Origin of the sequence: Bradyrhizobium sp. 132 (assembly GCF_023074185.1) — a bacterium.
Taxonomy (GTDB): domain Bacteria; phylum Pseudomonadota; class Alphaproteobacteria; order Rhizobiales; family Xanthobacteraceae; genus Bradyrhizobium.
The window spans coordinates 149,026-175,028 of record NZ_JADPKY010000030.1 but is presented as its reverse complement, the minus strand read 5'-3'; the positions used below and the strand labels follow the sequence as shown (position 1 = coordinate 175,028).

The window sequence follows — 26,003 nt, the reverse complement described above, 5'->3', positions numbered from 1 at the left end:
TTCCTTTATCTATCGATAGATAGGTGGGCAGGCGGATATGGGGCCTTTGCAATGGCGGAGTCAACGGCTATCTATCGATAGATAGATGGGGGCGACGATGACGGCCGATACCAAGCAGGTGATCATGGATGCGGCCCGCGCGATGGTGCAGGCGCGCGGCTACAACGGCCTGAGCTTTCGCGACCTGGCGAAGGAGGTGGGCGTCAAGAGCGCCAGCGTCCACTATCATTTTCCGACCAAGGGCGATCTTGGCGCCGCGCTTGCGCGTCGCTATGCCGACGAGGCGATCGAGATCTTCGACGGGTTCCTCGAAGCCTCGCAGGACGTCGGGGCCTGCCTGAGGATGTATACGGACGTCTTCCGTTCCGCGCTGTCGAACGACAACAGGATGTGTCTGTGCGGGATCATGGCCGCCGAGCACGATGACTTGCCGGCCGAAGTCAGAGCTGAGGTCGACAGGTTCACCGACGTCAACATCCGGTGGCTGGTCAAATTGCTGTCGCGTGGAAAGAAGGCGGCAACGGGAGCGATTGAGCAGCGGGCGCTCGCGATCTTCGCGGCCGTCGAGGGCGCACAGCTCGTCGCGCGCGGGCGAGGCGACATCGCGGTCTACGACCAGGCGATCGAGGCTTACAGGGCGGCAGGGCTGCTGCCCTGAGTTTTGGGTCGGCCGACGTCTTAGTCTTATACGTCGTCCCACGGGTTGAGCAGCACGACGCCGAATGCCGCAAAATCCTTCACATTGCGTGTGGCGAGTGTGAGGTCGTTTGCGAGCGCGGTCGCGCTGAAGAATCCATCTATCACGGACAGAGCGATGCCGCTGCGGCGGCTCTGCGCCATCAGGTCGCCCCAGCGCTCGGCGACCGCATGGTCGATCGGCAGGATGCGCCCGGCAAAACGCTCCGGCAGATCATGCGTGAGCCAGGCAGTCAGTGCCGCGCGCCGGCCGCCGTCATCCAGCAGTGCGATGCCACGGCGAAGCTCCGCGATCGATGCCACGCTGATGAAGGCGCGGTCCTCGTCGATCGTATCGAGCCACGCCAAAACTTTCGGGGAAGGCGTCGGCCGCCGAACCTCCGAGAGCACCTTGGTGTCGAGCAGCAAGTTCACGGCATCTCGTCGCGCGGCGTGTCGTGCATGCGTTCAAGATCGAGGTCGGCGCCGCGTAATGGCGACGCCAGCAGGAATTCGGCCAGCGTGCCTTTGCGCGCCGTCTTGCGCGCCCACTCGTCGGCGGAAACGACAACCGCATTGGGCCTGCCGTGACGGGTGATGACCTGCGGGCCGGACTGGGCGCGGTCGATCACCTCGGAAAGCCGTGCCTTGGCGTTGGCAAGCGTCCAGATGTCATCGGTTGGAAGCGCATCGGGTGCAGTGTTGGAGTCGGCCATGAGAATATCGACCAATATGACTACTATGACTATAATTCTCTGAAGCTAAGCATTCAAGGGTGCTTTTGCCGCTGGAATTGCCGGCCCAGGCTGCTCAATTCCGCGTCTGTCTGCCCCACTTAAAAGTTCCGCTTTCACTTCCTTTCTTCTCTCTTTCATCTTGCTTTCGTTTTTCGGTGTGATCTAATCAAAAACGAAAGTAACCGCTCGATTGAACGGGCGGTCGCCGGGGGATGCGTCTGTTGGAGCGTATTTTTGACCTCGCCATCATTGGAGGCGGTGTTAACGGCTGCGGCATCGCGCGCGACGCGGTGGGCCGTGGCAACACGGTTTTCCTGTGCGAAATGAACGATCTGGCGAGCGGGACGTCGTCCTGGTCGACTAAACTGGTGCATGGCGGCCTGCGCTATCTCGAATATTACGAGTTTCGCCTGGTCCGCGAGGCGCTGATCGAGCGCGAGATCCTCTGGGGCATCGCACCCCACATCATTCGCCCCTTACGTTTCGTTCTGCCGCACCATGCAGGCCTGCGACCGGCCTGGCTGCTGCGCCTCGGCCTCTTCCTCTATGACCATATCGGCGGCCGCCATCTGTTGCCGGCGACCCGCTCGGTCGATCTCAGGCGTGACGAGGTCGGTCGCCCGCTGATCCCGAACCGCTATACCCGCGCGTTCGAATATTCCGACTGCTTCGTCGATGACGCCCGTCTCGTCGTGCTCAACGCGCGCGACGCCGCCGACAAGGGCGCCGAGATCCGCACCCGCACCCGGGCGACGGATATCAAGCAGTCCGACGGCATCTGGACCGTCAGCATGATCGACACGCTGACCGGCGCGCGCTCGTCGATCCAGGCTCGTGCGCTCGTCAATGCCGGCGGGCCCTGGGTCGAGGACGTGCTCGGCAGTGGCGCCGGCGTCAACGCGAAAGCCAAGGTGCGCCTGGTGCAGGGCTCGCACATCGTCGTGAAAAAACTCTACGACCACGACCGCGCCTACATGTTCCAGAACGCGGACGGCCGCATCATCTTCGTGATCCCGTATCAGGACGATTTCACGCTGATCGGCACCACCGACCGCGACTATGACGGCGATCCGGCCAAGGTGAAGGCGACGGCCGAGGAGATCCAGTATCTCTGCACCGCGGCAAGCGAATATCTGGCCAAGCCGGTCACGCCTGACGACGTGGTCTGGACCTATTCCGGCGTGCGCCCGCTCTATGACGACGGCGCCAGCGAAGCCAAGGCCGCGACGCGCGACTACGTGTTCGAGCTCGACACGCCCGGCGGCGTGCCGCTGCTGTCGATCTATGGCGGCAAGATCACGACCTACCGCCGTCTCGCCGAGGAGGCGCTGGAGCGGCTCGCGCCCTATCTTCGCAGTGCGAAGGCGCGCGAGGGCTGGACCGGCAAATGGCCGCTGCCCGGCGGCGACATGGGCGTCTCCGATGTCGACGGCCTGATCGCGGAGCTTCAGCGCGGCTATCCCTTCCTCAGCCACGAGCATGCGCGGCGACTCGCGCGCGCCTATGGCACAAAGGCGATCAAGCTGCTCGGGGATGCGAAATCCGCGGCCGATCTCGGCCAGGCCTTCGGCGCGACGCTGAGCGAGCGCGAGGTCCGCTATCTCATGGCCAACGAATGGGCCGTCACTGCCGAGGACATAGTCTGGCGCCGCTCAAAGCTCGGCCTGCGACTAAGTGCCGACGAGATCGCGGCGCTTGACGACTGGATCAGGACCCACGCCGTGCCGCAAAGTCCCCTGCTGGAAGCCGGAGGACGCTCATGACGGTGACACTCGATCACGTGACCCGGACTGTCGACGGCGTCCCGCACATCCGCGACGTCTCGCTGACGCTCGAGAGCGGTACGCTCAACGTGCTGCTCGGGCCGACGCTGTCGGGCAAGACCTCGATCATGCGGCTGCTCGCAGGCCTCGACAAGCCGACTTCGGGCAAGATCTTGGTCAACGGCAAGGACGTCACCGGCGCCGACGTGCGCAAGCGTTCGGTCGCGATGGTCTACCAGCAGTTCATCAATTATCCCTCGCTTACAGTCTATGAGAACATCGCGTCGCCCTTGCGTGTGCAGGGCAAGCCGCGCGCTGAAATCGAGGCGCGCGTGGCGGAAGCCGCAAGGCTGCTCAGGCTCGAGCCGTTTCTGAAGCGCACGCCGCTCCAGCTTTCCGGTGGCCAGCAGCAGCGCACCGCGATCGCGCGCGCGCTGGTCAAGGGCGCCGATCTCGTGCTGCTCGACGAGCCGCTCGCCAATCTCGACTACAAGCTTCGTGAGGAGCTGCGCGCCGAGCTCCCGCGCATCTTCGAGGCTTCCGGCGCGATCTTCGTCTATGCCACCACCGAGCCAACCGAGGCGTTGCTGCTCGGCGGCAACACGGTGTGCATGTGGCAGGGTCAGGCGCTCCAGATCGATGAGACCGCCAACGTCTACCGCCGGCCGCAGACTTTACGCGTCGCGCAGGTATTCTCCGACCCGCCGCTCAATCTCGTCGGCATCGAGAAGAAGAACGGCTCTGTGCAATATGCCGGCGGCGCGGCGTCGCCGGCCTCGGGTCTGTATTCGTCGCTGGCCGACGGCACCTACCGGGTCGGCTTTCGCGCGCATCAGCTCGCGCTCGCCAACGGCCAGGCCGATCGCCACGCCTTCCATGCCACGGTAACGGTGACCGAAATCACCGGTTCGGAGAGTTTCGTGCATCTGACCCGCGACGGATCGAAATGGGTTGCGGTGTTGCACGGCGTGCACGAGTTCGAGCCCGGCCAGACCATCGACGCCGTGCTCGATCCCAATGATGTCTTCGTTTTCGATGCGGCAGACCGTCTGGTCGCCGCACCCGGCAATACCTAAGGGAGATGCGACATGGCCCGCATTGACCTCGTCGATCTCGCGCACTCCTACGGCGGCAACGATGCGCCGCAGGACAGCTTTGCCCTGAAGCCTGTCACCATGACCTGGCGGCAGGGCGGCGCCTATGCGCTGCTCGGGCCGTCCGGCTGCGGCAAGACCACGCTGCTCAATGTCATTTCCGGCATCATCACGCCGTCGCGGGGGAAAATCCTGTTCGACGAGGTGGACATCACACCGCTGTCAACCCAGAAGCGCAACATCGCCCAGGTGTTCCAGTTTCCGGTGATCTACGACACCATGACGGTGGGGCAGAATCTGGCGTTTCCACTGAAGAACCGTGGCGTGCCAAAGGCCGAGATCGACAAGCGCGTCGCCGAGATCGGCCGCCTGCTCGATCTCGAACCCTATCTGAACCGCAAGGCGACGCGGCTCACGGCTGACGCCAAGCAGAAGATATCGCTCGGCCGCGGCCTGGTGCGCTCCGACGTCGCCGCCGTGCTGTTCGACGAGCCGCTCACCGTGATCGATCCCGAGCTGAAATGGCAGCTCCGCTCCAAGCTGAAGGCGCTGCATCGCGAGCTCGACCTTACGATGATCTACGTCACCCACGACCAGACCGAGGCGCTGACCTTTGCAGACACCGTCGTCGTCATGCATGACGGCCGCGTGGTGCAAAGCGGCACCCCGGCCGAGCTGTTCGACAAGCCCGCGCACACCTTCGTCGGCTATTTCATCGGCTCGCCCGGCATGAACATCCTGCCGGCCGAGGTGAGGGGCCGCGAGGCCAAGATCGACGGTCACGTCATCGCGCTCAATCGCAGCTACGACAGCCTTCCGGCAAGCGCGAAGATCGAGATCGGCGTGCGTCCCGAATTCGTCGAAACCGTTGCGCCGGCACCGGGCCTGCTCAGCGCAAAAATCGAACGCATCGACGATCTCGGCCGCATCCGCTTTGCGCGTGCGCGCCTCGGTGATGCAAAACTCGCGGCGCGGGCGCCGGCCGGCTTCACCAGCCCGGACGGCACGGCCGGCCTGAAATTCGATCCGTCGCACGTCCACGTTTATGCCGACAGCCTTCTGGTGGAGGGAGCCGCCTGATGGACAAGACCGTCAACCAAAAAGCCTGGTTCCTGGTGCTGCCGGTGTTCCTGGTCGTCGCCTTCTCGGCAGTGCTGCCGCTGATGACGGTGGTGAACTATTCGATGCAGGACACCTTCGGCAACAACCAGTTCTTCTGGAACGGTGTCGGCTGGTTCAAGGAATTGCTCGACCCTTCGACCGACCTCGGCGGCCGCTTCCTCGCCTCGCTCGGCCGCAATCTGTTCTTCTCGATGGTGATCCTCGCGATCGAGGTGCCGCTCGGCATCGTCGTCGCGCTGTCGATGCCGCGCCAGGGTTGGACCGTCGCGGCCTGCCTCGTCATCCTCGCGCTGCCGCTGTTGATCCCCTGGAACGTGGTCGGCACGATCTGGCAGATCTTTGGCCGCCCCGATATCGGCCTGCTCGGCTATGTGCTCAACGCGATCGGCATCGACTACAATTACGTCTCCAATGCCGTCGATGCCTGGGTCACCGTGATCGTGATGGACGTCTGGCACTGGACCAGCCTGGTCGCGTTGTTGTGTTATGCCGGCCTGAAGTCGATCCCCGATGCTTATTACCAGGCAGCTCAAATCGACGGCGCCTCGCGCTGGGCGGTGTTCAAGGCGATCCAGCTGCCCAAGATGAACCGCGTGCTGCTGATCGCGGTGCTGCTGCGCTTCATGGACTCGTTCATGATCTACACCGAGCCATTCGTCGTTACCGGCGGCGGGCCCGGCAATTCGACGACCTTCGTGTCGATCGAGCTCGTCAAGATCGCGCTCGGCCAGTTCGACCTCGGCAAGGCCGCCGCGCTGTCGCTGGTCTACAATCTGATCATCCTGATCGTCTGCTGGATCTTCTACACGGTCATGACCAATGCCGGCGCCGAGCGGAAGCCGCAGGAAGGAGCCGCGTGATGCATTCGATCCCCGGCCGTCGCCTCATCATGGCGTTGTTTTTGATCTTCCTGCTGTTGCCGATCTACTGGCTCGTCAACATGAGCTTCAAGACCAACGCCGAAATCGTCTCGACGATGACGCTGTGGCCGCACGCCCCGACGCTCCAGCACTACAAGCGCATCTTCACCGACGAGAGCTGGTATTCCGGCTACATCAACTCGCTGGAATATGTCGTCCTCAACACCATCATCTCGATCTCGGTGGCGTTGCCCGCGGCTTACGCGTTCTCGCGCTACCGTTTTCTCGGTGACAAGCATCTGTTCTTCTGGCTGCTGTCGAACCGCATGGCGCCGGCCGCGGTCTATGCACTGCCGTTCTTCAATCTTTACTCGGCGATCGGGCTGTTCGATACTCCCTGGGCGGTGGCGCTCGCGCACTGCATCTTCAACGTTCCGCTGGCGGTCTGGATCCTCGAAGGCTTCGTCTCCGGCGTGCCGCGCGAGATCGACGAGACCGCCTTCCTCGACGGCTATTCCTTCCCGCGCTTCTTCATCAAGATCCTGGTGCCGCTGATTGCGAGCGGTATCGGCGTCGCCGCCTTCTTCTGCTTCATGTTCTCCTGGGTCGAGCTGCTGCTCGCACGCACGCTGACCTCGGTGCAGGCCAAGCCGATCGCGGCGATCATGACGCGCACAGTGTCGGCCGCCGGCATGGATTGGGGGCTGCTCGCGGCAGCCGGCGTTCTCACCATCATTCCGGGCGCGCTCGTGATCTGGTTCGTCCGCAACTACATCGCGAGCGGTTTCGCGCTCGGCCGGGTCTAGGAGGCATCAATGGAATCTATTGCATGGATGGCCTGGACGCTGCCGACGGCGATCTTCTTTGTCGCGCTCGCCTGCACGCTTGCCGTGATGACCTGGCTTGGGGTGGCCTATCCCGAAACCGAGCGCGTCGGCGTGCTGCGCATCCCCACCACGCGCGGCGACCGCCTGTTCATCTCCCTGATCATGGCGGCTGTCATCCACTTGCTCTGGATCGCCTTCGCCGGCACCGACGCACTCGCCACGCTGCCGATCGGCGAGGACGGACTTGAAATTTCGCGCCTTTGGCTCGCATCAGGAATTTCGCTGGCCATGGCCGTGCTCATTTTTCGCACGGTCTAGCCCGCGAAGGGACGGCCAGATCCGGGACCAACCCGGGCCTGTAGAAAGTTTGTCGCTGCAACGGAGGAACAACATGCGGCAGTTTAGGAGAAGGGAACGTCCATTGACCAAGAATAGCTTTCTGACGATGTCCAGCGTCGCCGCTATCGTCGCGGTGTCGTTGGCCGTCTCGGCGCCGGTGCGCGCTGCCGACGATGCCGCAATCCAGAAATGGATCGCGGAATTCCAGCCCTCGACGCTGTCGAAGGACGAGCAGAAGAAGGAGCTTGAGTGGTTCGTCAAGGCGGCCGAGCCCTTCAAGGGCATGGAGATCAATGTCGTCTCCGAGACCATCACGACCCACGAATACGAGTCGCAGACGCTGGCGAAGGCGTTCTCCGAGCTCACCGGCATCAAGCTCAAGCACGACATCATCCAGGAAGGTGACGTCGTCGAGAAGCTGCAGACCCAGATGCAGTCCGGCAAGAACGTGTACGACGGCTGGATCAACGACTCCGACCTGATCGGCACGCACTTCCGCTACGGCCAGACCATCGCGCTGTCGGACTACATGACCGGCGAGGGCAAGGACGTCACCGATCCCCAGCTGGACGTCAACGACTTCATCGGCAAGTCGTTCGGCACGGCCCCGGATGGCAAGCTCTATCAGCTGCCCGACCAGCAGTTCGCGAATCTCTACTGGTTCCGCTACGACTGGTTCACCAACGCCGACTACAAGGCCAAGTTCAAGGCCAAGTATGGCTACGAGCTCGGCGTGCCCGTGAACTGGTCCGCCTACGAGGACATCGCCGAGTTCTTCACGAACGACATCAAGGAGATCAACGGCGTCAAGGTTTACGGCCATATGGACTATGGCAAGAAGGACCCGTCGCTCGGTTGGCGGTTCACCGACGCCTGGCTGTCGATGGCCGGTAACGGCGACAAGGGCATTCCGAACGGCCTGCCGGTCGACGAATGGGGCATCCGCATGGAAGGCTGCCGTCCGGTGGGCTCCTCGGTCGAGCGTGGTGGCGACACCAACGGCCCGGCCGCGGTCTACTCGATCACCAAGTACCTCGAGTGGATGAAGAAGTATGCTCCGCCGCAAGCGCAGGGCATGACCTTCTCCGAGTCGGGTCCGGTGCCGGCGCAGGGCAACATCGCCCAGCAGATGTTCTGGTACACCGCCTTCACCGCCGACATGGTGAAGCCGGGCATCGCCGTGATGAACCCGGACGGTACGCCGAAGTGGCGTATGGCTCCGTCGCCGCACGGTTCGTACTGGAAGGAAGGCATGAAGCTCGGTTATCAGGACGCCGGCTCCGTAACGCTTCTCAAGTCGACCCCGGCGGATCGCCGCAAGGCAGCCTGGCTCTATCTCCAGTTCATCATCTCCAAGACGGTGTCGCTGAAGAAGAGCCATGTCGGTCTCACGTTCATTCGTGAATCCGACATTTGGGACAAGTCGTTCACGGAGCGTGCGCCGAAGCTCGGCGGCCTGATCGAGTTCTACCGCTCGCCCGCGCGCGTGCAGTGGACCCCGACCGGCAACAACGTGCCCGACTATCCGAAGCTGGCGCAGCTGTGGTGGCAGAACATCGGCGATGCGTCGTCCGGTGCGAAGACGCCGCAAGCCGCGATGGACTCGCTTGCCGCCGCCCAGGACTCCGTGATGGAACGTCTGGAGAAGTCCGGCGTGCAGGGCGCCTGCGGTCCGAAGCTGCACAAGAAGGAAACGGCCGAATACTGGTTCGCCAAGGCCCAGAAGGACGGCACGATTGCTCCCCAGCGCAAGCTCGCCAACGAGAAGCCGAAGGGCGAGACGGTCGACTACGACACCCTGATCAAGTCGTGGCCGGCACAGCCCCCGAAGCGCGCGGAAGCGAAGTAAGGCACATCAACGTAACGACGAAAGGCCGGGAGCAATCCCGGCCTTTTTCTTTTTGTTGTCGTGGATTTTGCTCCATACCGTCATTGCGAGCGAGCGAAGCAATCCAGAGTCTTTCCACGGAGGTAGTCTGGATTGCTTCGTCGCGTTGCTCCTCGCAATGACGGAGGATGGAGCGACGACGACGCCTTACTCCGCCGGTTCAGTCGTCAGCGCCGGGTAATCCGTGTACCCCTTGGCACCGCCGCCGTAGAACGTGTTCTTGTCCCAGTCGTTCAGCGGAGCGCCCTGCTTCAGCCGCTCGACCAGGTCGGGGTTGGAGATGAACGGCTTGCCGAAGGCGATCAGATCGGCCGCGTTCGCCTCCAGCACCTTGGCGGCGAGGGCGAAATCATAGCCGTTGTTGGCGACGTAAGCGCCGGCGAAGCGCTTGCGCAGGCCCGCATAGTCGAACGGCGCGATGTCGCGCGGACCGCCGGTGGCGCCTTCGACGACGTGGAGATAGACGAGCTTGAGCGCGCTGAGACCGTCGACGATATGGTCGTACAAGGCTTGCGGGTTCGAGTCCGAGATATCGTTGGCCGGTGTTACCGGCGAGACGCGAATGCCGGTGCGCTCGGGGCCAGCCTCGGCCACGACGGCCTTGGATACTTCCAGCATCAGCCGCGCGCGGTTCTCGATGGAGCCGCCATAGGCGTCGGTACGCTTGTTGGTGCCGTCCTTGGCGAACTGCTCGAGCAGATAGCCGTTGGCGCCGTGGATCTCGACGCCGTCGAAGCCGGCTTCGAGCGCATTCTTCGTGGCGCGCTTGAAATCGTCGATGATCCCGGGAATTTCGGCGAGCTCGAGCGCGCGGGGCTCGGAGACGTCGGCGAAGGTACCGTTCACGAAAGTCTTGCCCTTGGCGCGGATCGCGCTCGGCGCTACCGGGGCTGCGCCATTGGCCTGGAGATCGACATGCGAGATGCGGCCGACATGCCAGAGCTGGATGAAGACCTTGCCGCCGCGCTCGTGGACTTGATCGGTGACCTTGCGCCAGCCGGCGGCCTGGTCCCTGGAGTAGATGCCGGGTGTGTCCTGGTAGCCCTGGCCCTGCTGCGAGACCTGGCTCGCTTCGGTGATCAGAAGCCCTGCGGAGGCGCGTTGGCCGTAATAGTCGGCGGCGAGCGCACCGGGCACGAACGTGCCGGGAACGGCGCGGTTGCGCGTCAGCGGTGCCATCACGAAACGGTTCGCAAGCGTGATCGGGCCGAGCTTGTAGGTGTCAAACAATTTGGTCGAACGGCTCATGGGAATGCTTCCAGGCGGTGAAAGGTCTGCAACACTTGTGCATCGCGGCAATCAGCGCAAGGGAGGAGCCATACGGAAAGTGCAGGCGAGCTACGCGGCAAGGCCCGCGTAGCACAATTCGTATGCAGTTTCGGCCTCGACAGCGGAATTCCGCTGCCGCGGGCCATAACTTAATTCGCGCCGAGGAAATCGCGCTTGCCGATCTCGACGCCGGCGTGGCGCAGAAGGCCGTGGGCGGTTGCGGCGTGGAAATAGAAGTTCGGCAGCGAGAACGCGCTCAGGAATTGCTGGCCCTTCATGGTGATGGATTTGTCGGGGCCAGCCGGGAAGGTGACGTCCTTGGTGTCGGCGCCCTCGAACTGCTCGGGCTTGAACGATTTCACATAGTCGATGGTCTTCGCCAGGCGCTGCTTCAATTCGGCAAAGCTGGTCTCGGTGTCTGCTGTGGAGGGCACTTCGCTATGGGTCAGCCGGGCGCAGCCCTTGGAGGCGAAATCGCTGACGAGCTGGATCTGCTTCGACAGCGGCAGCATGTCCGGAAACAGCCGGGAGCCCAGCAGGACGCTCGGATCGACCTTCTTGGCCGCGCAATGCGCCTCGGCTTTCGTGAGCAGGCCGGTCAGGCTGTTCAGCATTTGCAAATAGGCGGGGACGACGGCGTCGTGGAAGGACATGTGATGCTCGCTCTTGTGGTGGGGAATCTCAGGAGAAACCTGAGCTACTCACATGGGGCCGTCATGGAAAAATACAATCGCGGGAGCGGCTTGTGCAGTGCGAAAACTCTACCGTGCAACGCTCTCCGCTGTCATCGTCCGGCTTGACCGGGCGATCCAGTACGCCGAGACGGCTGTGATTGAGCCGGGACGCCACGGCGTACTGGATGCCCCGCTTTCGCGGAGCATGACAGCGAGCGGGGTCGCTTATCGGATCGTCACCGCAGGCTGCGCCTGTGCCGTGCCACCGCGCATCCGGGCCAATAGCTCGGAGGTCGGCCAGGAATCGGCCGGCAGACCGTATTTGACCTGCATCGCCTTCACTGCGGCGCGGCTCTGCTGGCCCAGCACGCCGTCGACCTTGCCGACATTGAAGCCGGCCTGGACCAGAAGCTGCTGCAATTGCTTGAGCTCGTTGAACGGCAGCTGCGCGACCGGTGTGGTCGGCTTGCGCATCGGTGCTGCGCCCGCAATGCGCGAGGCGAGATAGCCCGCGGTGGTCGAATAGATCAGCGAGTTATTCCACTCGGTATAGGCCGCGAAATTCGGATACGCCATGAAGGCCGGCCCGTTGCGTCCCATCGGCAGCAGCACGGAGGCCGCGAGATTGTCGCTCGGCAGCGGCTGCCGTCGGGATAGGTCACCCCCAGCTGCGCCCATTTCGCGCGCGGCTGCTGCACGGTGAGATCGGTCTGATCCCACGGCAGGATTTGCGGCACCTTGATCTCCTCCAGCCACGGCTCGCCGCGCCGCCACTTCAATCCGTTGGCGATGTAGTTCGCGGTCGAGCCGATCACGTCGTCTTCGCTGCGGAGGAGATCGCGCCGTCCGTCGCCGTCATAGTCGACGGCATAGTTGACGTAATGCACTGGCAGGAATTGGGTCTGGCCGAGTTCGCCGGCCCAGGAGCCGATCATCTCGTCGGGTGTGAGATCACCGCGGTCGATAATCTTCAGCGCGGCGATGGTCTCGTTCACGAACATCTCTGAGCGGCGGCAGTCATAGGCCAGCGACACCAGCGATTTCAGTGTCGGCAGATTTCCCATGTTGACGCCGAAATCGCTCTCCAGTCCCCAGAACGCGGCGATCACCGCCGGCGGCACGCCGTATTCCTTTTCTGCGCGCGCGAACGCGGCCGCATGTCGCTTGATGTGCTGCTGGCCGTTCTGCATGCGATAGGGCGCGGCCATGCGGCCGGCAAATTCAGTGAAGAGCTGGCCGAACACGCGCTGGCCGCGGTCGCGATTGACGATGCCCTGGTCGTAGACGAGGTAGGGCGAGGCCTGCGCCATCGTTCGCTGCGACACGCCGGCGGCCACCGCCTGCTGTTTTACGTCAGCCAGGAAGCGATCGAAGTTCGCGCCATTGTGGCACGACGCCGCGCGCGGGGAGGGCGCAGTGGCCCTGGGGGCCGCTGGCTTTGCGGGCGGTGGCGCGAACTGTGCGGAGGCAGGAAAGGCGAGTGTGAGCAGAGCGGTGGCCGCGATCGCAATTCGGGTCTGGAGCATGAGGTTTCCGCAAGGGGAGGAGACGCTTGGATTCTTGACGAAGTTTAATGGAATGATCGGGCTCAAACCAGTGCCGCGGCTCCGCGACGCACCTGGAAACCTTGCGGGTGGGGCGGGGTCGTCCCTACCTCATGCTTGCCGGCCTGCAACGCCTCCAGCGGCGGCGGCCGGACCCGGGAGACGGCCATGAACTATCTTCGTACCGCAATGCTGCTCGCAGGCCTCACCGCCCTGTTCATGGGCGTCGGCTATCTGATCGGCGGTGCTGGCGGCGCCATGATTGCGCTCGTCATTGCCGCGGCGACCAATCTCTTCACCTACTGGAACTCCGACCGCATGGTGCTGAGCATGTACGGGGCTCATGAGGTCGACCGCAGCAGCGCGCCGGAGCTGGTCGGGCTCGTCGCCGAGCTTGCGCGCCGCGCCGGCTTGCCGATGCCGCGCGTGTTCCTGATGGACGAGCCGCAGCCCAACGCGTTTGCCACCGGGCGCAATCCCGAGAATGCCGCGGTTGCGGTCACCACCGGGTTGATGCAGCAGCTCAGCCGCGAGGAGCTCGCCGGCGTGATCGCGCACGAGCTCGCCCATATCAAGCATCACGACACGCTGCTGATGACTGTTACCGCGACCATTGCCGGTGCGATCTCGATGCTGGCGCAGTTCGGCATGTTCTTCGGAGGCAACCGCGACAACAACGGCCCGGGCATCGTCGGCTCGATCCTGATGATGATCCTCGCTCCGATCGGGGCCATGCTGGTGCAGATGGCGATCAGTCGTACGCGCGAATACGCCGCGGACAATCTCGGCGCACGCATCGCCGGTCAGCCGATTTGGCTCGCATCGGCGCTGGTGAAGATCGAAGACGCTGCGCATCAGGTCCCGAACCTCGAGGCGGAGCGAAATCCCGCCACCGCGCATATGTTCATCATCAATCCGCTATCGGGCCACGGCGTGGACAATCTGTTCGCCACCCATCCGTCGACGCAGAATCGCATCGCGGCGCTTCAGCAACTCGCAGCCGAGCTTGGCGCGCAGGCGTCGCCGTCGATCGGCGCCAACGAGAACTATCCGCCGCGGGGCCCGTGGGGCCGCTCCTCTTCACGCGGCCCTTGGGGCTGATGCGGACGCGGCTGGAATTTGCATGCTTTGTGACCTGACGCACACAGGCTGGTCCCAGCCGGTGTTAACACTCTGGCGAAACCGTTCCTTCGAAAGGGGATGCGTGGCCGGCCCGCTGCCTGCCACGGTCGAAGATGACCAAAGCTGCAGTACCATTGCTGATCGTCCTGGGCGTGCTCATTGGCCTGTCCACGCACACGGTCGTCAATTGCGGGGACGAGGACGATCCCGACATCTGCTCGGCGGTGATCGGCTTCTCGCCGCTCCGTGGATCGCTGATCGCCTTTGCCTATGAGGGGCGCGGGCGGATCGCGCTGCGCCATGGCGACTGGCGGCGGGCGATCGCGGATTTCGACGAGGCCATTCACCTCAATCCCAACCGCGCCTCGCTCTATCGCGACCGCGCACTGGCGCGCCGGCAGAACGGCGATTTCGAACTTGCCATCGAGGATTACGACGAGGCGATCGCGCATGATCCGAGGCTCGCCGCGCCCTATCACCAGCGCGGTCTCGCGCTCGCCGCCACCGGCGATCTCGATCGCGCGATCCTGAGCTACAGCACCGCGGTCCGCCTCGACCCCTCGGATGCGCAGGCCCGGCTCGCCCGCGGCCTCGCATTCCTCGCCCGCGGCCGGGCGGATGAGGCGCGCGCCGATTTCGAGGCCACGCTGGCGCTGCCCGCCGGCAAGGATAATGCCCACACTCGCGATGCGGCGCGCGCAAAACTCGCCGAACTCGCGAGCGCCGAGCCAACCGAAGTGGCCGCGCCAAGACGGTGAGTAGCTTACTTCGACTTCCTGGCTTTGGCCTTCTTCGCCTTCTTCACAGGCTTTTCCTTGGCGGCTTTCTTCTCCACCTTTACTGCGACCGGCGTGCTGGCGGCAATCCGCATCGACCGTGCGTAGCTGTCGGCGACATTGTCGGCGGACATCTGCAGGCGCTTGGCGGCGGTGGTGGCCTGCTCCATGGTGGCCTTCGCCATTATCTTGAAGCGATCGCCGGTCTCCTTGCTCTTGGCCTTGGCCGCAAGGCCATTGAAGCGATCCCGCCGCTCCTTGGCGCGGGTCATCAGGCCCGTATGCAGCTGTCTGGCCAGTTGCCGGATCACGACATCCAGGTCGGCGTCCGCCATGTTGTTCTATCCTCTTCGAAAACAGTATCGATGCGGGCGGGACTATGCAGATCGAGCCCCGCCTTGGCAATTCCCCGCCGGGAGTCATCCGCAGCTTCCGGTTTACAAAGCCAAAAAGCCGCGCATTTCGCGCGGCTCTTTGGCTTGGTTTGGCGCTTTCTGCGTTACTTCAGCGAGGCGACCGGGCCGCTCGACGCTGCCGGATCTGGGTCGAAGCCGAACACGCCGACCAGATATTTGTAATAGTCCGGCATCTTCTCCTTGAGCGTCTCGCGCGACTTCGGGTCGTGGAATTCGCTCTTCCCGGCCAGGAAGATGCTGGCGGTCACCGCAAAGAATTCCATGTGATTCTTCATCGCATAGGCTTCCTTGGGCAGGAGGTCCTTGGACTTGGCAAAGGCGTAATAGCCGATCACGCCCTTGTTGGCGTAGCCGTCCGGCAACAGCCGCGCGTGATAGGCGTGCAGGAGTTCGTGCAGCAGCACGGCCTCCTTCTCGTAACGCATCATGTCGGGCCGCAGCATGATTACGCCGAGGCCCGAATCGACAGCGAGGTCGACGGCATTGGGATTGGTCCAGCGCTGCGTGGCATGGTCCCAAACAGTGAGCGTTCGCGGCACGCGGCGCTCGACGTTCGGGGCGACCCGGCCGTAACAGGCAGTCGCGGCGCCGTCGTCGAGGCAGGCGAGCTCGCTCGCAATGATCGGGACGGTGCGGAAGAAGCGCAGGACGCGCGGCGAGAGGCCAGCACCCTCGACCACGTCGATCTGGCTCTTCAGATTCTCGGTGAGCTTGTCGACATCCTTGCGGTCGGAATTCTCCGAGATGTCGAACATGTAGCCGCGGTAGCTCTGGAAACCCGGCGGCAACGCTTGCGCCGCGCCGGCGGACGCATCGAGCGGTCCGGCATTGGATGGATTGGCCATGAGCGCGCCGACAATGGTCGCGGTCAGCAGCAGCGCAATGCGCATGATAAACCCCCTGATGTCACTTGACGCGGCAGACTAAGCCATCGTTGTTTGCGAAAAGTGAGTGGGGCGAGACTAAGGCACCGATGTTGAGGCGTGCTTAACCGTTGGTTGCAGATCGCGGAAGTGGATTAGTGCCGGGTTAACCAACCGTGGATCGCCCGCACGGTTCGGCGTAGCATGCGGTGCGGGCACCAGGTCCGTAGATCAAGACAGCCGGTAGGAGGATGCCATGTATGCCGCCATCCGTCAGGCCAAGGCGAAAAGCGGGAGCGCGGAAGAGCTGGCGCGCCGCATCAAGGACGGCGCCGTTCCGATCATCAGCGACGTCGACGGTTTCCGCGCCTATTACGTCGTCTATGCCGGCGACGACACCGTGACCGCGATCTCGATCTTCGACAAGTTCGAGCAGGCGGAGGAGGCGAACCGGCGCGCGATCGCCTGGATCGAGAAGGATCTCGGCCCGCTGCTTGCAGGCGACGCCCGCGCCGCCGCGGGGCCGGTGATCGTGCATACGCTGGCATAGGACTTGGGTGCAGCCGCGCATTCAACTGTCATCGCCCGGCTCGACCGGGCGATCCAGTACTCCGAGACGGCAGCGATTGAACCGACAGGCCGCGGCGTACTGGATGCCCCGCCTTCGCGGGGCATGACAGCGGTGTGCTTCACAGCTCCCTCGCATTCGAGAACGCGAAACTCGACACCCGCCGGGTCGTCTCGTCCAGGATCAGCGTGCGCGTGATCGGTGGCTCCGCGCGCTGAGCGCAGTTTTCGCGCTCGCAGAGGCGGCAGTTGACGCCGATCGGCGTGCCCTCCGTTTTCTCCAGATCGATGCCGGCGGCGTAGACGAGGCGCGCGGCGTGACGGATCTCGCAGCCGAGGCCGATGGCGAAGCGCGGCTGCGGCAACGGGTGCGGCGCGACGGGACGGCGCACCATCTGCGCGATCGAGAAATAACGCGTACCGTCGGACAGCTCGATCACCTGCTTGAGCAGGCGATCCGGCGTGTCGAAGGTCGAGTGCACGTTCCACAGCGGACAGGTGCCGCCGAATTTCGAGAACGGGAATGTGCCGGAGGAGAAGCGCTTCGAGACGTTACCGGCATTGTCGACACGAAGCAGGAAGAAGGGAATGCCACGGGCGTTCGGCCGCTGCAGGGTGGTGAGCCGGTGGCAGACCTGCTCGAAGCCGGAATTGAAGCGCTGCGCCAGCAAATGGATGTCGTAGTTCAGTGCTTCCGCCGCGGCGAGGAACGCGGGGTAGGGCATCATCACGGCGGCCGCAAAATAGTTGCCGAGCGTGATGCGGAACAGGCGCCGCGGTGTGTCGTCGAGCGGGCCGGCGCGGCCGATGATGGTCTCCAGTTGCTGCGCGCATTCGCTCAAGCCGAGCTGGAAGGCGAGCTGGAACGCGCGGCCGGGCGCGTCGACCAGCTCGGAGATCAGGAGCTGGCGGCGATGGCGGTCGAAGCGCCGCAGCGTCTCGCGCATCACGTCCACCGGCATGATGCGGGTCTGGATCGAATGCTTCTCGCGCAGTCGCGCGGCGAGCGCCGCATAAAGCTCTTCGGCCGGCACGTTCAGTTCGTCGCGCAGAGTTTCCGCGGCTTGCTCGAGTTCCGGAAAATAGTTGCGGTTGGCCTCGATAAGCTCGCGGACGCGTTCGACCGGATTGGCCTCATAGCGCGTGCCGACGTCACGGTCGGCCATTTGCGCTGCCGCCAGGGTCTCGCCCTGGCGCGCCTCGGCATAGGCGGCGTAGAGCCGCTGCAGCGCATGGGTGACGCCGGGGCAGAGTTCGGCGAGATCGCGCAGTTCCTGCTTGGGAACGTCGATCTGGCGGAACAGCGGGTCGGAGAAGATCTCGTTGAGCTCGGCGAAAAAGCGATCCTCGTCGGCGGTGGCGAGGTCGCGCAGGTCGAGGTCATAGGTCTCGGCCAGCCGCAGCAGGATCTGCGCGGTCACTGGACGCTGGTTGCGCTCGATCAGGTTGACATAGCTCGGCGAGATCCCGAGCCCCTCGGCCATCTGGGTCTGCGACAGCCCCAATTGCTGCCGGATCCGCCGAAAGCGCGGGCCGACGAAGAGCTTCTTGCTGGAACCGGCGGGCATTTTCAGGTCTCCCGAGGCATCAAGGACAGTTTGTTTGATCTATATCCTTTACAAAATTTACAAAATAACATCTATTACATGTTCTGATGTTACATGACATCACCATTCAAATACAAGGTCTCTGTACGACCTGAGCTTTCTCGCGTTTAGCTTCTGACACGCATTTCGCAATGCATTGTCAAGAATGTCGATGGCAGACATCGCCGTCGTCAGCGAAAGGATCAGGCACATGAACTATCAGCCCCGCGGCATCAGCACCCTCCAGGGCCCGGCCTCGTATCAGAGCGAGATCGAGGCGGCCCAGTCGCTCCTCGAGACCCAGCCGACCTGGAACGGTGTGTCGGCCGAGGCCGTCGCCCGCATGCGCCTGCAGAATCGCTTCAAGACCGGCCTCGACGTCGCCCGCTACACCGCGGCGCTGATGCGAGCCGACATGGCCGCCTATGACGGCGACCCGACCAAGTACACTCAGTCGCTGGGCTGCTGGCACGGCTTCATCGCCCAGCAGAAGCTGATCTCGGTCAAGAAGCACTTTGGCAAGACCGATCGCACCTATTTGTACCTGTCCGGCTGGATGATCGCGGCGCTGCGCTCCGAGTTCGGTCCGCTGCCCGACCAGTCGATGCACGAGAAGACCTCGGTGCCGGCGCTGATCGAAGAGCTCTACACCTTCCTGCGTCAGGCCGATTCGCGCGAACTGAACGACATCTTCCGCAGCCTGGATGCCGCCCGCAAGGAAGGCGACAAGGCGAAGGAAAAGGCGATGATCGAGAAGATCGACAACTTCAAGACCCATGTCGTGCCCGTCATCGCCGACATCGACGCCGGCTTCGGCAATGCGGAGGCGACCTATCTGCTCGCCAAGAAGATGATCGAGGCGGGTGCCTGCGCGCTCCAGATCGAGAACCAGGTCTCGGACGAGAAGCAGTGCGGCCATCAGGACGGCAAGGTCACCGTGCCGCACGAGGTGTTCCTGGCGAAGATCCGCGCCTGCCGCCACGCCTTCCTCGAGCTCGGCGTCGAAGACGGCGTCGTCGTGACCCGCACCGACTCGCTCGGTGCCGGCCTGACGCAGCAGATCGCCGTCAGCCACAAGCCCGGCGACCTCGGCGACCAGTACAACAGCTTCCTGGATTGCGAGGAAGTGACGGCGGAGAACGCCCGCAACGGCGACGTCATCATCAACCGCAACGGCAAGATGATGCGTCCGAAGCGGCTGCCCTCCAATCTCTATCAGTTCCGCCCGGGCACCGGCGAAGACCGCTGCGTGCTCGACAGCATCACCTCGCTGCAGAATGGTGCGGACCTGCTGTGGATCGAGACCGAGAAGCCGCATATCGAGCAGATCGCCAAGATGGTCGATCGGATCCGCAAGGTCGTTCCAAACGCCAAGCTGGCCTACAACAACTCGCCGTCGTTCAACTGGACGCTCAACTTCCGTTGGCAGGTCTACGACGCGATGAAGGAGGCCGGCAAGGACGTCAGCAAGTACAATCGTGCCGAGCTGATGAAGCAGGAATACGACGATACGCCGCTGGCGAAGGAAGCCGACGAGCGCATCCGCACCTTCCAGGCGGATTCGGCCAAGCGCGCCGGCATCTTCCACCATCTGATCACGTTGCCGACCTACCATACGGCGGCGCTCTCGACCGACAATCTGGCGAAGGAGTATTTCGGCGACCAGGGCATGCTCGGCTATGTCAAGAACGTCCAGCGCGCCGAGATCCGTCAGGGTATCGCCTGCGCCAAGCATCAGAACATGGCCGGCTCCGACATCGGCGACGACCACAAGGAATACTTCGCCGGCGAAGCTGCCCTGAAGGCGGGCGGTGCCCACAACACGATGAACCAGTTCGGCTAACGCATCACGCTATTCGACAGGAGACTGACAATGACCAACAGCAATTTCTGGGTGATCGGCGGCGAGTTCGGTTCGATGAACTTCCACAAGCTGGTGGAAGGTTCGGCCCAGGTGCAGGGTCCGTTCAAGACCCGCAAGGAGGCCGAGGACGCCTGGCGCTCGGTCTCGGAAGAGAACCGCCACAAGGCCGGAGTTCGCTTCTCGATCGTGGAAGAGCCGTCGCGGGTCTCGGCCTGACAATCTGAACTGATAAGAAGACGTCCAAGGACGGATGGTCCCATCCGGCGCAAGCCGGGTGGGATCGTCTGTTTTTGGCACAGGTGAACGGCCTGTGGGCGCCGTAAGTAACTGGAATTGTGGGGCCTTTGCGGACACATTGGTTGCTGATAGGTTAATGGAAGGAAGTCAGGACGAGGCCGACAATGTCAGAGCCCGAAACCAGCGGGATCCACCCCGGCCAGCCACGCCCGGTGCGGCTGCGCGATGCGCTGTTGCGGGCGCGGATCGAGGCCGCCGACCGGACCGGCGTCGTCGTCGATTTGCGCGATGCCGAAGTGGCAAGGCTCGAGATCCTCAACGACGCGCTCGATCCCCTGTTCGCGCAGGTGCCCGAGCGGATCGACCTGTTCGACCGCGGCATCAGCCAGGGCGATACGCCGAGACTCTGGATCGACGTCGTCGCGCACATCGTGATGGGCCGCGACAAGCGGATGTACCGCTTCGTGCAGGACACCCGCTTCGGCCGCATCGTGCTCGCCGAATCCCACGACACCGCTGTCATCGTCGAGGCCGTGACTGATTACGTCGCCCGCCGCATGATCGAGCGCGAGCATGCGATGGTGGTCCCGCCTGAGCCGAAGCCCGAGGTCGCGCCGCCGTCGCGCCGGTCGCGCGTCTGGCCGTTCGTGTTCGGATTTGTGCTCGGCGCCGCCGCGCTGTTCGGGGTTGCCGTGCTGGCGGCCCTGCGAAACTTGTGAATTTCTCCTCCGTCGCAATGACGGCGTGGCCTCAAATCAACCTGACATGCTTCATCTGTACGATCTGAAGCCCAGCCCCCAGGCTCCGCACCGCCTGCTCGCATCGCCAGCCGGCATTGTCCTTCTCGATCGTGAACAGATTATAGGCCGCGGCCGGGGTGTGCCCGTGCGCGAGCGCGGAGGCCGACGGCGCGCCGATCGCGGGAATGTTGCCGTTGGGGCCCTCGAACCACATCGTCGAATGAACGTGGTCGTGTCCGTGCAAGATCAGCTCGACGCCGTGGCGTTTCAGAAGCGTCAGCAGCCCGGCGGAGTCAGTCATCCGCTTGTGGTACGCGCCGGACTTCAACGGATGATGCACCAGCAGCACGCGAAAGACATCCTCGGCTGCAAGCCGTTCGAGCCCCTCTTCGAGGGCCGCGAGCTGATCGCGTCCGAGCGTGCCCGTCGCCATCAGCGGAAGAGTCGGCACCGCCGTGGACAGGCTGATCAGCGCGAGCGGCCCGCGCCGGCGCACGGAAGGAAAGCCGATACGGCCGTCGTCGCCCGCAAGATAGGGCGCGAAGGTCTCGCCGAAACGATGCGAGGTGGCGCGGACATAAGCGTCGTGATTGCCGGGAATCGTGGTGACGCGGTCGGGCGGGCCGACGCCGTCGAGCCAGGCGCGCGCCGGCGCGAATTCGGCTTCCAGCGCGAGATTGACGAGATCGCCTGTGACCGCGATGTGGTCGGGACTTTGCGCCTTCATGTCGGCGACGAGTGCGTCGAGCACCTCGCGGCGCTGGTACTTGTGACGGTTGCGCGTCCAGTTGACGTAGCCGAGCGCGCGCTTTCCGGCGAGCTCGATCAACCGCGGCTTCGGCAGCGGCGGCAGATGCGGGTCGGACAGATGGGCGAGCGTGAAGGGGGCCATGTGGCTGCGATTGCCTCGCTATTCGTCCGCTGTAATGGCAAGGTCGCGGGCAACGCGCAAGCCAAGCCTCAGGCAAAGCGTCAAGGAGCCTGATGGGGGATCGTCTGAATAGCGTCCGACGGACATTCGAGCCGCTGCTGCGGCGAATCTTCCACGCCTATTTCCTGCTCGTCCGCGGCATGACGCTCGGCGTTCGCGCCGTGGTGCTGGATGCCGAGAGCAGGGTGTTCCTGGTCAGGCACAGCTACGTCACGGGCTGGTATCTGCCCGGCGGCGGCGTCGATCTCGGCGAGACCATGGAGCAGGCGATGCGGCGCGAGCTCAAGGAAGAGGGGGATATCGATCTCACCGGCGACGCCGTGCTGCACGGCATCTTCCTCAACAGCCACGTCTCCCGCCGCGATCATGTCGCGGTCTACGTTGTCAGGCAGTTCAAGCAGGATCGCCTGCCGCAGCCCAACCGCGAGATCGCCGAATGCGGGTTCTACGCTGTCACGGCGCTGCCCGAGGGGACCACGCCCGGCACGCGGCTGCGGATCGCGGAAGTCCTTCACGACAGGCCGCAGATTGCGACGTGGCGATGATGGCTGCCTGTGCTAGTAAACCGCGCCTGCGGTCTCGGCGCATGGACGAGGGATGAAGATTGTCTGAATCGACGAGGTCATGGCCATTCCGGGTCGCCGTGCTGGTTCCCTGCTACAATGAGGAAGCCGCCGTTGCTACGGTCGTCGCCGATTTCCGCAAGGCACTGCCTGCGGCCGAGGTCTACGTGTACGACAACAACTCGACCGACCGCACCGCGGCGATCGCGCGCGAGGCCGGAGCAATCGTGCGCAGCGAACGGCGCCAGGGCAAAGGCCATGTCGTGCGCCGCATGTTCGCGGACATTGAGGCCGACATCTACGTGCTCGTCGATGGCGATGCGACCTACGACGCGCCGAGCGCGTCGCGCATGATCGACCAGCTCCTCGATGATCATCTGGATATGGTTGTGGGTCTGCGTGTCGATCAATCGCAGGCGGCCTACCGGCGCGGTCATCGCATCGGCAACCGGCTGTTCACCGGTTTCCTGGCTTCGACCTTCGGCCACGCCTTCACGGACATCCTGTCCGGTTACCGCGTGTTCTCGCGCCGGTTCGTCAAATCCTTCCCCGTCCTGTCCGGCGGTTTCGAGATCGAGACCGAGTTTGCGGTCTATGCGCTGGAATTGTCGCTGCCGGTTGCCGAGGTCGAGACGCCGTATTATGCGCGCCCGGAAGGCTCCTTCTCCAAGCTCAATACTTGGCAGGATGGGTTGCGTATCTTCAACACGATGCTGAAGCTCAACCGGTCGGAGCGGCCGCTGCGCTTCTTTTCGGCGATCGGCATCGTCCTCGCGCTGCTGTCGATCGCTTTCGGAGTGCCCGTCGTGATCACCTTCCTCGAGACCGGTCTCGTACCGCGCCTGCCGACCGCCGTGCTCTCCATGGGCCTGATGATCATGGCGCTGCTTTCGGCTTCGTCGGGGCTCGTGCTCGACACCGTGACGCGCGGCCGGCGGGAAATGAAGATGCTCGCCTACCTGTCCCAACCGCCGCTCGGGAGGAACTGAAAGCCTCCGGGGGCGGGCGCAATCCCATGGACCGTTGCCCTCCAAGGTGATATCCCGCCGACGCCGCCTGACGCGTTTTCCGACGCGAACCGATGACTCCCGCCTGAAGATGCCGTGACGCGATGAACGATCTCTCCCTCACCATCCGGTCGGAAGCCGCCGGCGATGCTCAGGCGATCGAGCGGCTGCACGAACGCACCTTCGGACCCGGCCGCTTTGTGCTCAGCGCGTACCGCATTCGCGAGCATGTGGATCACGTGCTCGATCTATCCTTCACCGCCCGCGTCGGTACGTTGCTGGTCGGATCCGTACGGCAATTGCCGGTTTGCGTCGGTGACACGCCTGCACTGCTGCTCGGGCCCCTGACGGTCGAGCCTCCGTTCCGCGGCCGCGGCGTCGGCCGGCTGCTGCTCGAGCGCGCGCTGAAGGACGCCAAGGCGCAGGGCCATCGCCTGGTGCTGCTGGTCGGCGACGAGCCCTATTACAGCCGCGTCGGCTTCAAGCCGGTGCCGAAGGGGCGCGTCACCATGCCGGGCCCGGTCGATTACAGCCGGCTCCTCGTCGTCGAGCTCGTCGAGGGCGCGTTCGAAGGTGTATCGGGGCCGGTCGGTCCCGACTGGAGCAAGACGCCAACCTGACGCGCCATCGCTTCGAAGCTCACATGAAGGTAGGGCAGTGCCGGTCGATCAGCAATATTACCGGGAGGTGGCGTCCGGGAGCACGGCGGAAAAGCTGCTGATCGCGGCGCGCGACCGCATATTCCGAGATTTCATCGCCCAGATGCAGCCGTCTGCGTCGGACGAGATCCTGGACGTCGGTGTTTCCGACGTGATCAACGACGGCGCAAACGTGCTGGAAAGAAGCTATCCACATCAGCACAAAATCACGGCCTGCGGGCTCGGCGAAGGAGCCGGGTTCAAGGCGGCTTTTCCGCTTTGCCGTTACGTGCAGATCGAACCGAATACACGGCTGCCGTTTGACGACAATGCGTTCGATGTCGCGACGTCCAATGCTGTGCTCGAGCATGCCGGCAGCCACGGAAAGCAGGTGCTCCTGGTCAAGGAGCTTTGCCGCGTTGCGAGGCGGGTGTTCATCACGGTGCCCAACAGGTTCTTTCCGGTCGAGCACCACACGGCCATCCCGCTGGCGCACTATCTGGACGGCACCTTCAGGATCGCCTGCAGGATCGCCGGCAAGTCGGAATGGACCGACGAGCAGAACCTGATCCTGATGACGCGAAAACGGCTGCTGGGGCTCGCCGCGCTGGTCGTCAAGTCCTCCATCCCTAAGTCCGCGGCAGTGGGCTACACCGGTTTGTCGCTCGGCCCGCTATCGTCCAATCTCTATCTCGCATTCCGCTAAAGCAGCGCCGGCGCCGCCCGCCGCATCATGATCCCGATGAAGAAAATCCATACCAGCAAAGCCGTCTTCGCCGTCTTGTTTCTCGCGGTGCTGGTTGGCCATTTCTGGACGATGTTGCGATGGAATGAGGATCGCGGCGTCTATGACGACATCTGCTACCTGCGGCAGGCGCATCTGTTCCAGAGGTTTGGGCTGGTGGAGGGCTTCGACACCAGCCTCACCCGCGACGATGATGGCTATCAAAAAGCAAAGCTGAAGGCGATCGGCTACCCGAACTGGGCCGATACGACCGCCGCGCCCTGTCACAACTTGATGCCGGCCACGGGGAAGGTCGTCATTCAATACCCGCCGGGTGTCGGCCTCGTGTTGGCGTTGTTTCCGCCAGGGCACCAGGTCGTGCCCATGTACATGCTGGCGACCATCATCGTGCTCGGCTTCGCGCTATTTGCTCTTTCGCTTGCGCGCAGCACGAGATCGGTCCTGATGGCCGGGACGTTCGGCTGTCTTGCGATCTACCTGATGGTCAATCCGGTCAAGGCGAGCTATTCGATGGCCCCGACCGTCGTCGTGTGCGCGCTCGCGGGATGTCTCACGGCGCGATGGCTGGCGAGCCCGCGATCCCAACCGAGGATCTGGCTGCTGGCGCCAATCGGTTTCCTGCTCGGATTGACCGTCGATTTCCGATTGGCCAACCTCTTCCTGGCGTCCGGCTACAGCCTGTTTCTCCTCGTCATGTTCCTTGCGGAACGGACGATGTCCCGGTTTTTGCAGGGGGCCGTGTTCGGCGTCGCGTTGCTGGCCGGCGTGATACCGACCATCCTCTATTACGCCGTCAACGCCGGCAGTCCGTTCGCGTCGACCTACGGCAACAACCCCGATGTCAGGCCGCTGGATTTTTCGTTCGCAGTGGTCCGGGACTATCTTGCCGACCCGCTCCAGAGCTTGCTGATCGTCATCGGAATTGCAGGCTCGATCTGGCTGTTGCGGCAGGCGAATGGCACTCGCCGTGTCGCGCAGCTCACGATGACCAATCTGGCGCTCAATCTCGCCTTCTTCTTCACCTATCCGATCGCGACGCCATATTACACGATCCCCATTTCCCTCCTGACACTGTGGAGCCTGCTGTTTGCCGTCCTGTTCCAGGAAGCGGCAGAGGATGCCCCTGGAGCGGCCGCGTTAGCCAAAGCGCGATGAA

At 63.6% G+C, this 26,003-nt stretch carries 27 protein-coding genes and 1 pseudogene; 19 read left to right on the top strand and 9 right to left on the bottom strand.

Annotated elements, in window-relative coordinates:
• Positions 1-97: 97 nt before the first annotated feature.
• Positions 98-658, top strand: a complete 561-nt coding sequence (locus tag IVA74_RS05015; RefSeq protein ID WP_247340460.1) for a TetR/AcrR family transcriptional regulator — start codon at positions 98-100, stop codon at positions 656-658.
• A gap of 26 nt (positions 659-684) precedes the next feature.
• Here IVA74_RS05015 and IVA74_RS05010 read toward each other — a convergent pair whose 3' ends face one another.
• Both IVA74_RS05010 and IVA74_RS05005 read right to left on the bottom strand, forming a co-directional pair.
• Positions 685-1,110, bottom strand: coding sequence for a type II toxin-antitoxin system VapC family toxin (locus IVA74_RS05010; RefSeq protein ID WP_247340458.1), 426 nt, complete (start codon positions 1,108-1,110; stop codon positions 685-687).
• A complete protein-coding gene (locus IVA74_RS05005; RefSeq protein ID WP_247340457.1) occupies positions 1,107-1,391 on the bottom strand; it encodes a type II toxin-antitoxin system Phd/YefM family antitoxin in 285 nt (94 codons plus the stop codon). The genes IVA74_RS05010 and IVA74_RS05005 overlap by 4 nt, the downstream gene beginning before the upstream one ends.
• 233 nt (positions 1,392-1,624) lie before the next feature.
• Here IVA74_RS05005 and glpD point away from each other — a divergent pair, with 233 nt between their 5' ends.
• From glpD to IVA74_RS04970, 7 genes are all read left to right on the top strand, one after another.
• On the top strand, positions 1,625-3,175 hold the full coding sequence (glpD, locus tag IVA74_RS05000) for a glycerol-3-phosphate dehydrogenase (RefSeq protein WP_247340456.1): 1,551 nt from the start codon (positions 1,625-1,627) through the stop codon (positions 3,173-3,175).
• Entirely contained in the window at positions 3,172-4,251 is a 1,080-nt protein-coding gene (locus tag IVA74_RS04995; RefSeq protein WP_247340454.1) for an ABC transporter ATP-binding protein, read from the top strand. The genes glpD and IVA74_RS04995 overlap by 4 nt, the downstream gene beginning before the upstream one ends.
• Positions 4,252-4,263: 12 nt before the next feature.
• Complete coding sequence (locus tag IVA74_RS04990; RefSeq protein WP_247340452.1) at positions 4,264-5,349, top strand: ABC transporter ATP-binding protein; 1,086 nt, start codon at positions 4,264-4,266, stop codon at positions 5,347-5,349.
• Complete coding sequence (locus IVA74_RS04985) at positions 5,349-6,251, top strand: sugar ABC transporter permease (RefSeq protein WP_247340449.1); 903 nt, start codon at positions 5,349-5,351, stop codon at positions 6,249-6,251. The genes IVA74_RS04990 and IVA74_RS04985 overlap by 1 nt, the downstream gene beginning before the upstream one ends.
• Positions 6,251-7,057, top strand: a complete 807-nt coding sequence (locus tag IVA74_RS04980; protein ID WP_007606994.1) for a carbohydrate ABC transporter permease — start codon at positions 6,251-6,253, stop codon at positions 7,055-7,057. The genes IVA74_RS04985 and IVA74_RS04980 overlap by 1 nt, the downstream gene beginning before the upstream one ends.
• Positions 7,058-7,066: 9 nt before the next feature.
• Positions 7,067-7,396: a DUF2160 domain-containing protein gene (locus tag IVA74_RS04975; protein WP_247340447.1), complete on the top strand. Its 330-nt coding sequence runs from the start codon at positions 7,067-7,069 to the stop codon at positions 7,394-7,396.
• A 127-nt stretch (positions 7,397-7,523) separates the two neighbouring features.
• The gene (locus tag IVA74_RS04970; RefSeq protein ID WP_247340589.1) at positions 7,524-9,266 is read left to right on the top strand and encodes an ABC transporter substrate-binding protein; all 1,743 of its coding nucleotides are present in this window, start codon (positions 7,524-7,526) and stop codon (positions 9,264-9,266) included.
• A 186-nt stretch (positions 9,267-9,452) separates the two neighbouring features.
• Here the strand turns inward: IVA74_RS04970 and IVA74_RS04965 are convergent, their stop codons facing one another.
• The 3 genes and pseudogenes from IVA74_RS04965 to IVA74_RS04950 all read right to left on the bottom strand — a co-directional run bounded on the left by IVA74_RS04965 (position 9,453) and on the right by IVA74_RS04950 (position 12,774).
• A complete protein-coding gene (locus tag IVA74_RS04965) occupies positions 9,453-10,553 on the bottom strand; it encodes an alkene reductase (protein ID WP_247340445.1) in 1,101 nt (366 codons plus the stop codon).
• Positions 10,554-10,723: 170 nt separating this feature from the next.
• The gene (locus IVA74_RS04960) at positions 10,724-11,227 is read right to left on the bottom strand and encodes a DUF1993 domain-containing protein (RefSeq protein ID WP_247340442.1); all 504 of its coding nucleotides are present in this window, start codon (positions 11,225-11,227) and stop codon (positions 10,724-10,726) included.
• Between the two features lie 246 nt (positions 11,228-11,473).
• Positions 11,474-12,774 (bottom strand): annotated as a pseudogene (locus IVA74_RS04950) (lytic murein transglycosylase).
• A 186-nt stretch (positions 12,775-12,960) separates the two neighbouring features.
• Here IVA74_RS04950 and htpX point away from each other — a divergent pair.
• Positions 12,961-13,893 (top strand): zinc metalloprotease HtpX, encoded by a 933-nt coding sequence (htpX, locus tag IVA74_RS04945; RefSeq protein WP_247340440.1) that lies wholly within the window; start codon positions 12,961-12,963, stop codon positions 13,891-13,893.
• Between the two features lie 134 nt (positions 13,894-14,027).
• Positions 14,028-14,672, top strand: coding sequence for a tetratricopeptide repeat protein (locus IVA74_RS04940; protein WP_247340438.1), 645 nt, complete (start codon positions 14,028-14,030; stop codon positions 14,670-14,672).
• A gap of 5 nt (positions 14,673-14,677) precedes the next feature.
• Here the strand turns inward: IVA74_RS04940 and IVA74_RS04935 are convergent, their stop codons facing one another.
• Together IVA74_RS04935 and IVA74_RS04930 are read right to left on the bottom strand one after the other, a co-directional pair.
• On the bottom strand, positions 14,678-15,025 hold the full coding sequence (locus IVA74_RS04935) for a hypothetical protein (protein ID WP_247340437.1): 348 nt from the start codon (positions 15,023-15,025) through the stop codon (positions 14,678-14,680).
• Positions 15,026-15,189: 164 nt separating this feature from the next.
• On the bottom strand, positions 15,190-15,996 hold the full coding sequence (locus IVA74_RS04930) for a hypothetical protein (protein ID WP_247340435.1): 807 nt from the start codon (positions 15,994-15,996) through the stop codon (positions 15,190-15,192).
• A gap of 229 nt (positions 15,997-16,225) precedes the next feature.
• Between IVA74_RS04930 and IVA74_RS04925 the strand changes: the two genes are divergently transcribed.
• Positions 16,226-16,519, top strand: coding sequence for an antibiotic biosynthesis monooxygenase (locus tag IVA74_RS04925; protein ID WP_027543691.1), 294 nt, complete (start codon positions 16,226-16,228; stop codon positions 16,517-16,519).
• A gap of 139 nt (positions 16,520-16,658) precedes the next feature.
• On the opposite strand, the gene IVA74_RS04920 is transcribed toward IVA74_RS04925, so the two are convergent.
• Positions 16,659-18,104, bottom strand: a complete 1,446-nt coding sequence (locus IVA74_RS04920; protein WP_247340433.1) for a short-chain fatty acyl-CoA regulator family protein — start codon at positions 18,102-18,104, stop codon at positions 16,659-16,661.
• Between the two features lie 229 nt (positions 18,105-18,333).
• Here IVA74_RS04920 and IVA74_RS04915 point away from each other — a divergent pair, with 229 nt between their 5' ends.
• The 3 genes from IVA74_RS04915 to IVA74_RS04905 all read left to right on the top strand — a co-directional run bounded on the left by IVA74_RS04915 (position 18,334) and on the right by IVA74_RS04905 (position 20,942).
• A complete protein-coding gene (locus IVA74_RS04915; RefSeq protein WP_247340431.1) occupies positions 18,334-19,965 on the top strand; it encodes an isocitrate lyase in 1,632 nt (543 codons plus the stop codon).
• A 30-nt stretch (positions 19,966-19,995) separates the two neighbouring features.
• On the top strand, positions 19,996-20,202 hold the full coding sequence (locus IVA74_RS04910; protein WP_007595122.1) for a hypothetical protein: 207 nt from the start codon (positions 19,996-19,998) through the stop codon (positions 20,200-20,202).
• Between the two features lie 185 nt (positions 20,203-20,387).
• Entirely contained in the window at positions 20,388-20,942 is a 555-nt protein-coding gene (locus IVA74_RS04905) for a hypothetical protein (protein ID WP_247340429.1), read from the top strand.
• A gap of 31 nt (positions 20,943-20,973) precedes the next feature.
• Here the strand turns inward: IVA74_RS04905 and IVA74_RS04900 are convergent, their stop codons facing one another.
• Positions 20,974-21,855 carry a metallophosphoesterase gene (locus IVA74_RS04900; protein ID WP_247340428.1) on the bottom strand — a complete coding sequence of 294 codons (882 nt, stop codon included), beginning with the start codon at positions 21,853-21,855 and terminating at the stop codon, positions 20,974-20,976.
• 92 nt (positions 21,856-21,947) lie between these two features.
• On the opposite strand from IVA74_RS04900, the gene IVA74_RS04895 reads away from it, so the two are divergent.
• The 5 genes from IVA74_RS04895 to IVA74_RS04875 all read left to right on the top strand — a co-directional run bounded on the left by IVA74_RS04895 (position 21,948) and on the right by IVA74_RS04875 (position 26,002).
• The gene (locus IVA74_RS04895) at positions 21,948-22,439 is read left to right on the top strand and encodes an NUDIX domain-containing protein (RefSeq protein WP_247340427.1); all 492 of its coding nucleotides are present in this window, start codon (positions 21,948-21,950) and stop codon (positions 22,437-22,439) included.
• Positions 22,440-22,498: 59 nt separating this feature from the next.
• Positions 22,499-23,446, top strand: coding sequence for a glycosyltransferase family 2 protein (locus tag IVA74_RS04890; RefSeq protein ID WP_247340425.1), 948 nt, complete (start codon positions 22,499-22,501; stop codon positions 23,444-23,446).
• Between the two features lie 122 nt (positions 23,447-23,568).
• Entirely contained in the window at positions 23,569-24,084 is a 516-nt protein-coding gene (locus tag IVA74_RS04885; RefSeq protein ID WP_247340423.1) for an N-acetyltransferase, read from the top strand.
• Between the two features lie 37 nt (positions 24,085-24,121).
• Positions 24,122-24,808: a methyltransferase domain-containing protein gene (locus IVA74_RS04880; protein WP_247340421.1), complete on the top strand. Its 687-nt coding sequence runs from the start codon at positions 24,122-24,124 to the stop codon at positions 24,806-24,808.
• 36 nt (positions 24,809-24,844) lie between these two features.
• Entirely contained in the window at positions 24,845-26,002 is a 1,158-nt protein-coding gene (locus IVA74_RS04875) for a hypothetical protein (RefSeq protein ID WP_247340420.1), read from the top strand.
• The last annotated feature ends 1 nt before the right edge of the window (position 26,003 follow it).

Excerpts from the sequence above, each read along its gene's own strand:
- IVA74_RS05015 (WP_247340460.1), top strand. The coding sequence starts at position 98 with ATGACGGCCGATACCAAGCAGGTGATCATGGATGCGGCCCGCGCGATG.
- IVA74_RS05005 (WP_247340457.1), bottom strand. The coding sequence starts at position 1,391 with ATGGCCGACTCCAACACTGCACCCGATGCGCTTCCAACCGATGACATC.
- glpD (WP_247340456.1), top strand. The coding sequence starts at position 1,625 with ATGCGTCTGTTGGAGCGTATTTTTGACCTCGCCATCATTGGAGGCGGT.
- IVA74_RS04995 (WP_247340454.1), top strand. The coding sequence starts at position 3,172 with ATGACGGTGACACTCGATCACGTGACCCGGACTGTCGACGGCGTCCCG.
- IVA74_RS04990 (WP_247340452.1), top strand. The coding sequence starts at position 4,264 with ATGGCCCGCATTGACCTCGTCGATCTCGCGCACTCCTACGGCGGCAAC.
- IVA74_RS04985 (WP_247340449.1), top strand. The coding sequence starts at position 5,349 with ATGGACAAGACCGTCAACCAAAAAGCCTGGTTCCTGGTGCTGCCGGTG.
- IVA74_RS04980 (WP_007606994.1), top strand. The coding sequence starts at position 6,251 with ATGCATTCGATCCCCGGCCGTCGCCTCATCATGGCGTTGTTTTTGATC.
- IVA74_RS04975 (WP_247340447.1), top strand. The coding sequence starts at position 7,067 with ATGGAATCTATTGCATGGATGGCCTGGACGCTGCCGACGGCGATCTTC.
- IVA74_RS04970 (WP_247340589.1), top strand. The coding sequence starts at position 7,524 with ATGTCCAGCGTCGCCGCTATCGTCGCGGTGTCGTTGGCCGTCTCGGCG.
- IVA74_RS04965 (WP_247340445.1), bottom strand. The coding sequence starts at position 10,553 with ATGAGCCGTTCGACCAAATTGTTTGACACCTACAAGCTCGGCCCGATC.
- IVA74_RS04960 (WP_247340442.1), bottom strand. The coding sequence starts at position 11,227 with ATGTCCTTCCACGACGCCGTCGTCCCCGCCTATTTGCAAATGCTGAAC.
- htpX (WP_247340440.1), top strand. The coding sequence starts at position 12,961 with ATGAACTATCTTCGTACCGCAATGCTGCTCGCAGGCCTCACCGCCCTG.
- IVA74_RS04940 (WP_247340438.1), top strand. The coding sequence starts at position 14,028 with ATGACCAAAGCTGCAGTACCATTGCTGATCGTCCTGGGCGTGCTCATT.
- IVA74_RS04935 (WP_247340437.1), bottom strand. The coding sequence starts at position 15,025 with ATGGCGGACGCCGACCTGGATGTCGTGATCCGGCAACTGGCCAGACAG.
- IVA74_RS04930 (WP_247340435.1), bottom strand. The coding sequence starts at position 15,996 with ATGCGCATTGCGCTGCTGCTGACCGCGACCATTGTCGGCGCGCTCATG.
- IVA74_RS04925 (WP_027543691.1), top strand. The coding sequence starts at position 16,226 with ATGTATGCCGCCATCCGTCAGGCCAAGGCGAAAAGCGGGAGCGCGGAA.
- IVA74_RS04920 (WP_247340433.1), bottom strand. The coding sequence starts at position 18,104 with ATGCCCGCCGGTTCCAGCAAGAAGCTCTTCGTCGGCCCGCGCTTTCGG.
- IVA74_RS04915 (WP_247340431.1), top strand. The coding sequence starts at position 18,334 with ATGAACTATCAGCCCCGCGGCATCAGCACCCTCCAGGGCCCGGCCTCG.
- IVA74_RS04910 (WP_007595122.1), top strand. The coding sequence starts at position 19,996 with ATGACCAACAGCAATTTCTGGGTGATCGGCGGCGAGTTCGGTTCGATG.
- IVA74_RS04905 (WP_247340429.1), top strand. The coding sequence starts at position 20,388 with ATGTCAGAGCCCGAAACCAGCGGGATCCACCCCGGCCAGCCACGCCCG.
- IVA74_RS04900 (WP_247340428.1), bottom strand. The coding sequence starts at position 21,855 with ATGGCCCCCTTCACGCTCGCCCATCTGTCCGACCCGCATCTGCCGCCG.
- IVA74_RS04895 (WP_247340427.1), top strand. The coding sequence starts at position 21,948 with ATGGGGGATCGTCTGAATAGCGTCCGACGGACATTCGAGCCGCTGCTG.
- IVA74_RS04885 (WP_247340423.1), top strand. The coding sequence starts at position 23,569 with ATGAACGATCTCTCCCTCACCATCCGGTCGGAAGCCGCCGGCGATGCT.
- IVA74_RS04875 (WP_247340420.1), top strand. The coding sequence starts at position 24,845 with ATGAAGAAAATCCATACCAGCAAAGCCGTCTTCGCCGTCTTGTTTCTC.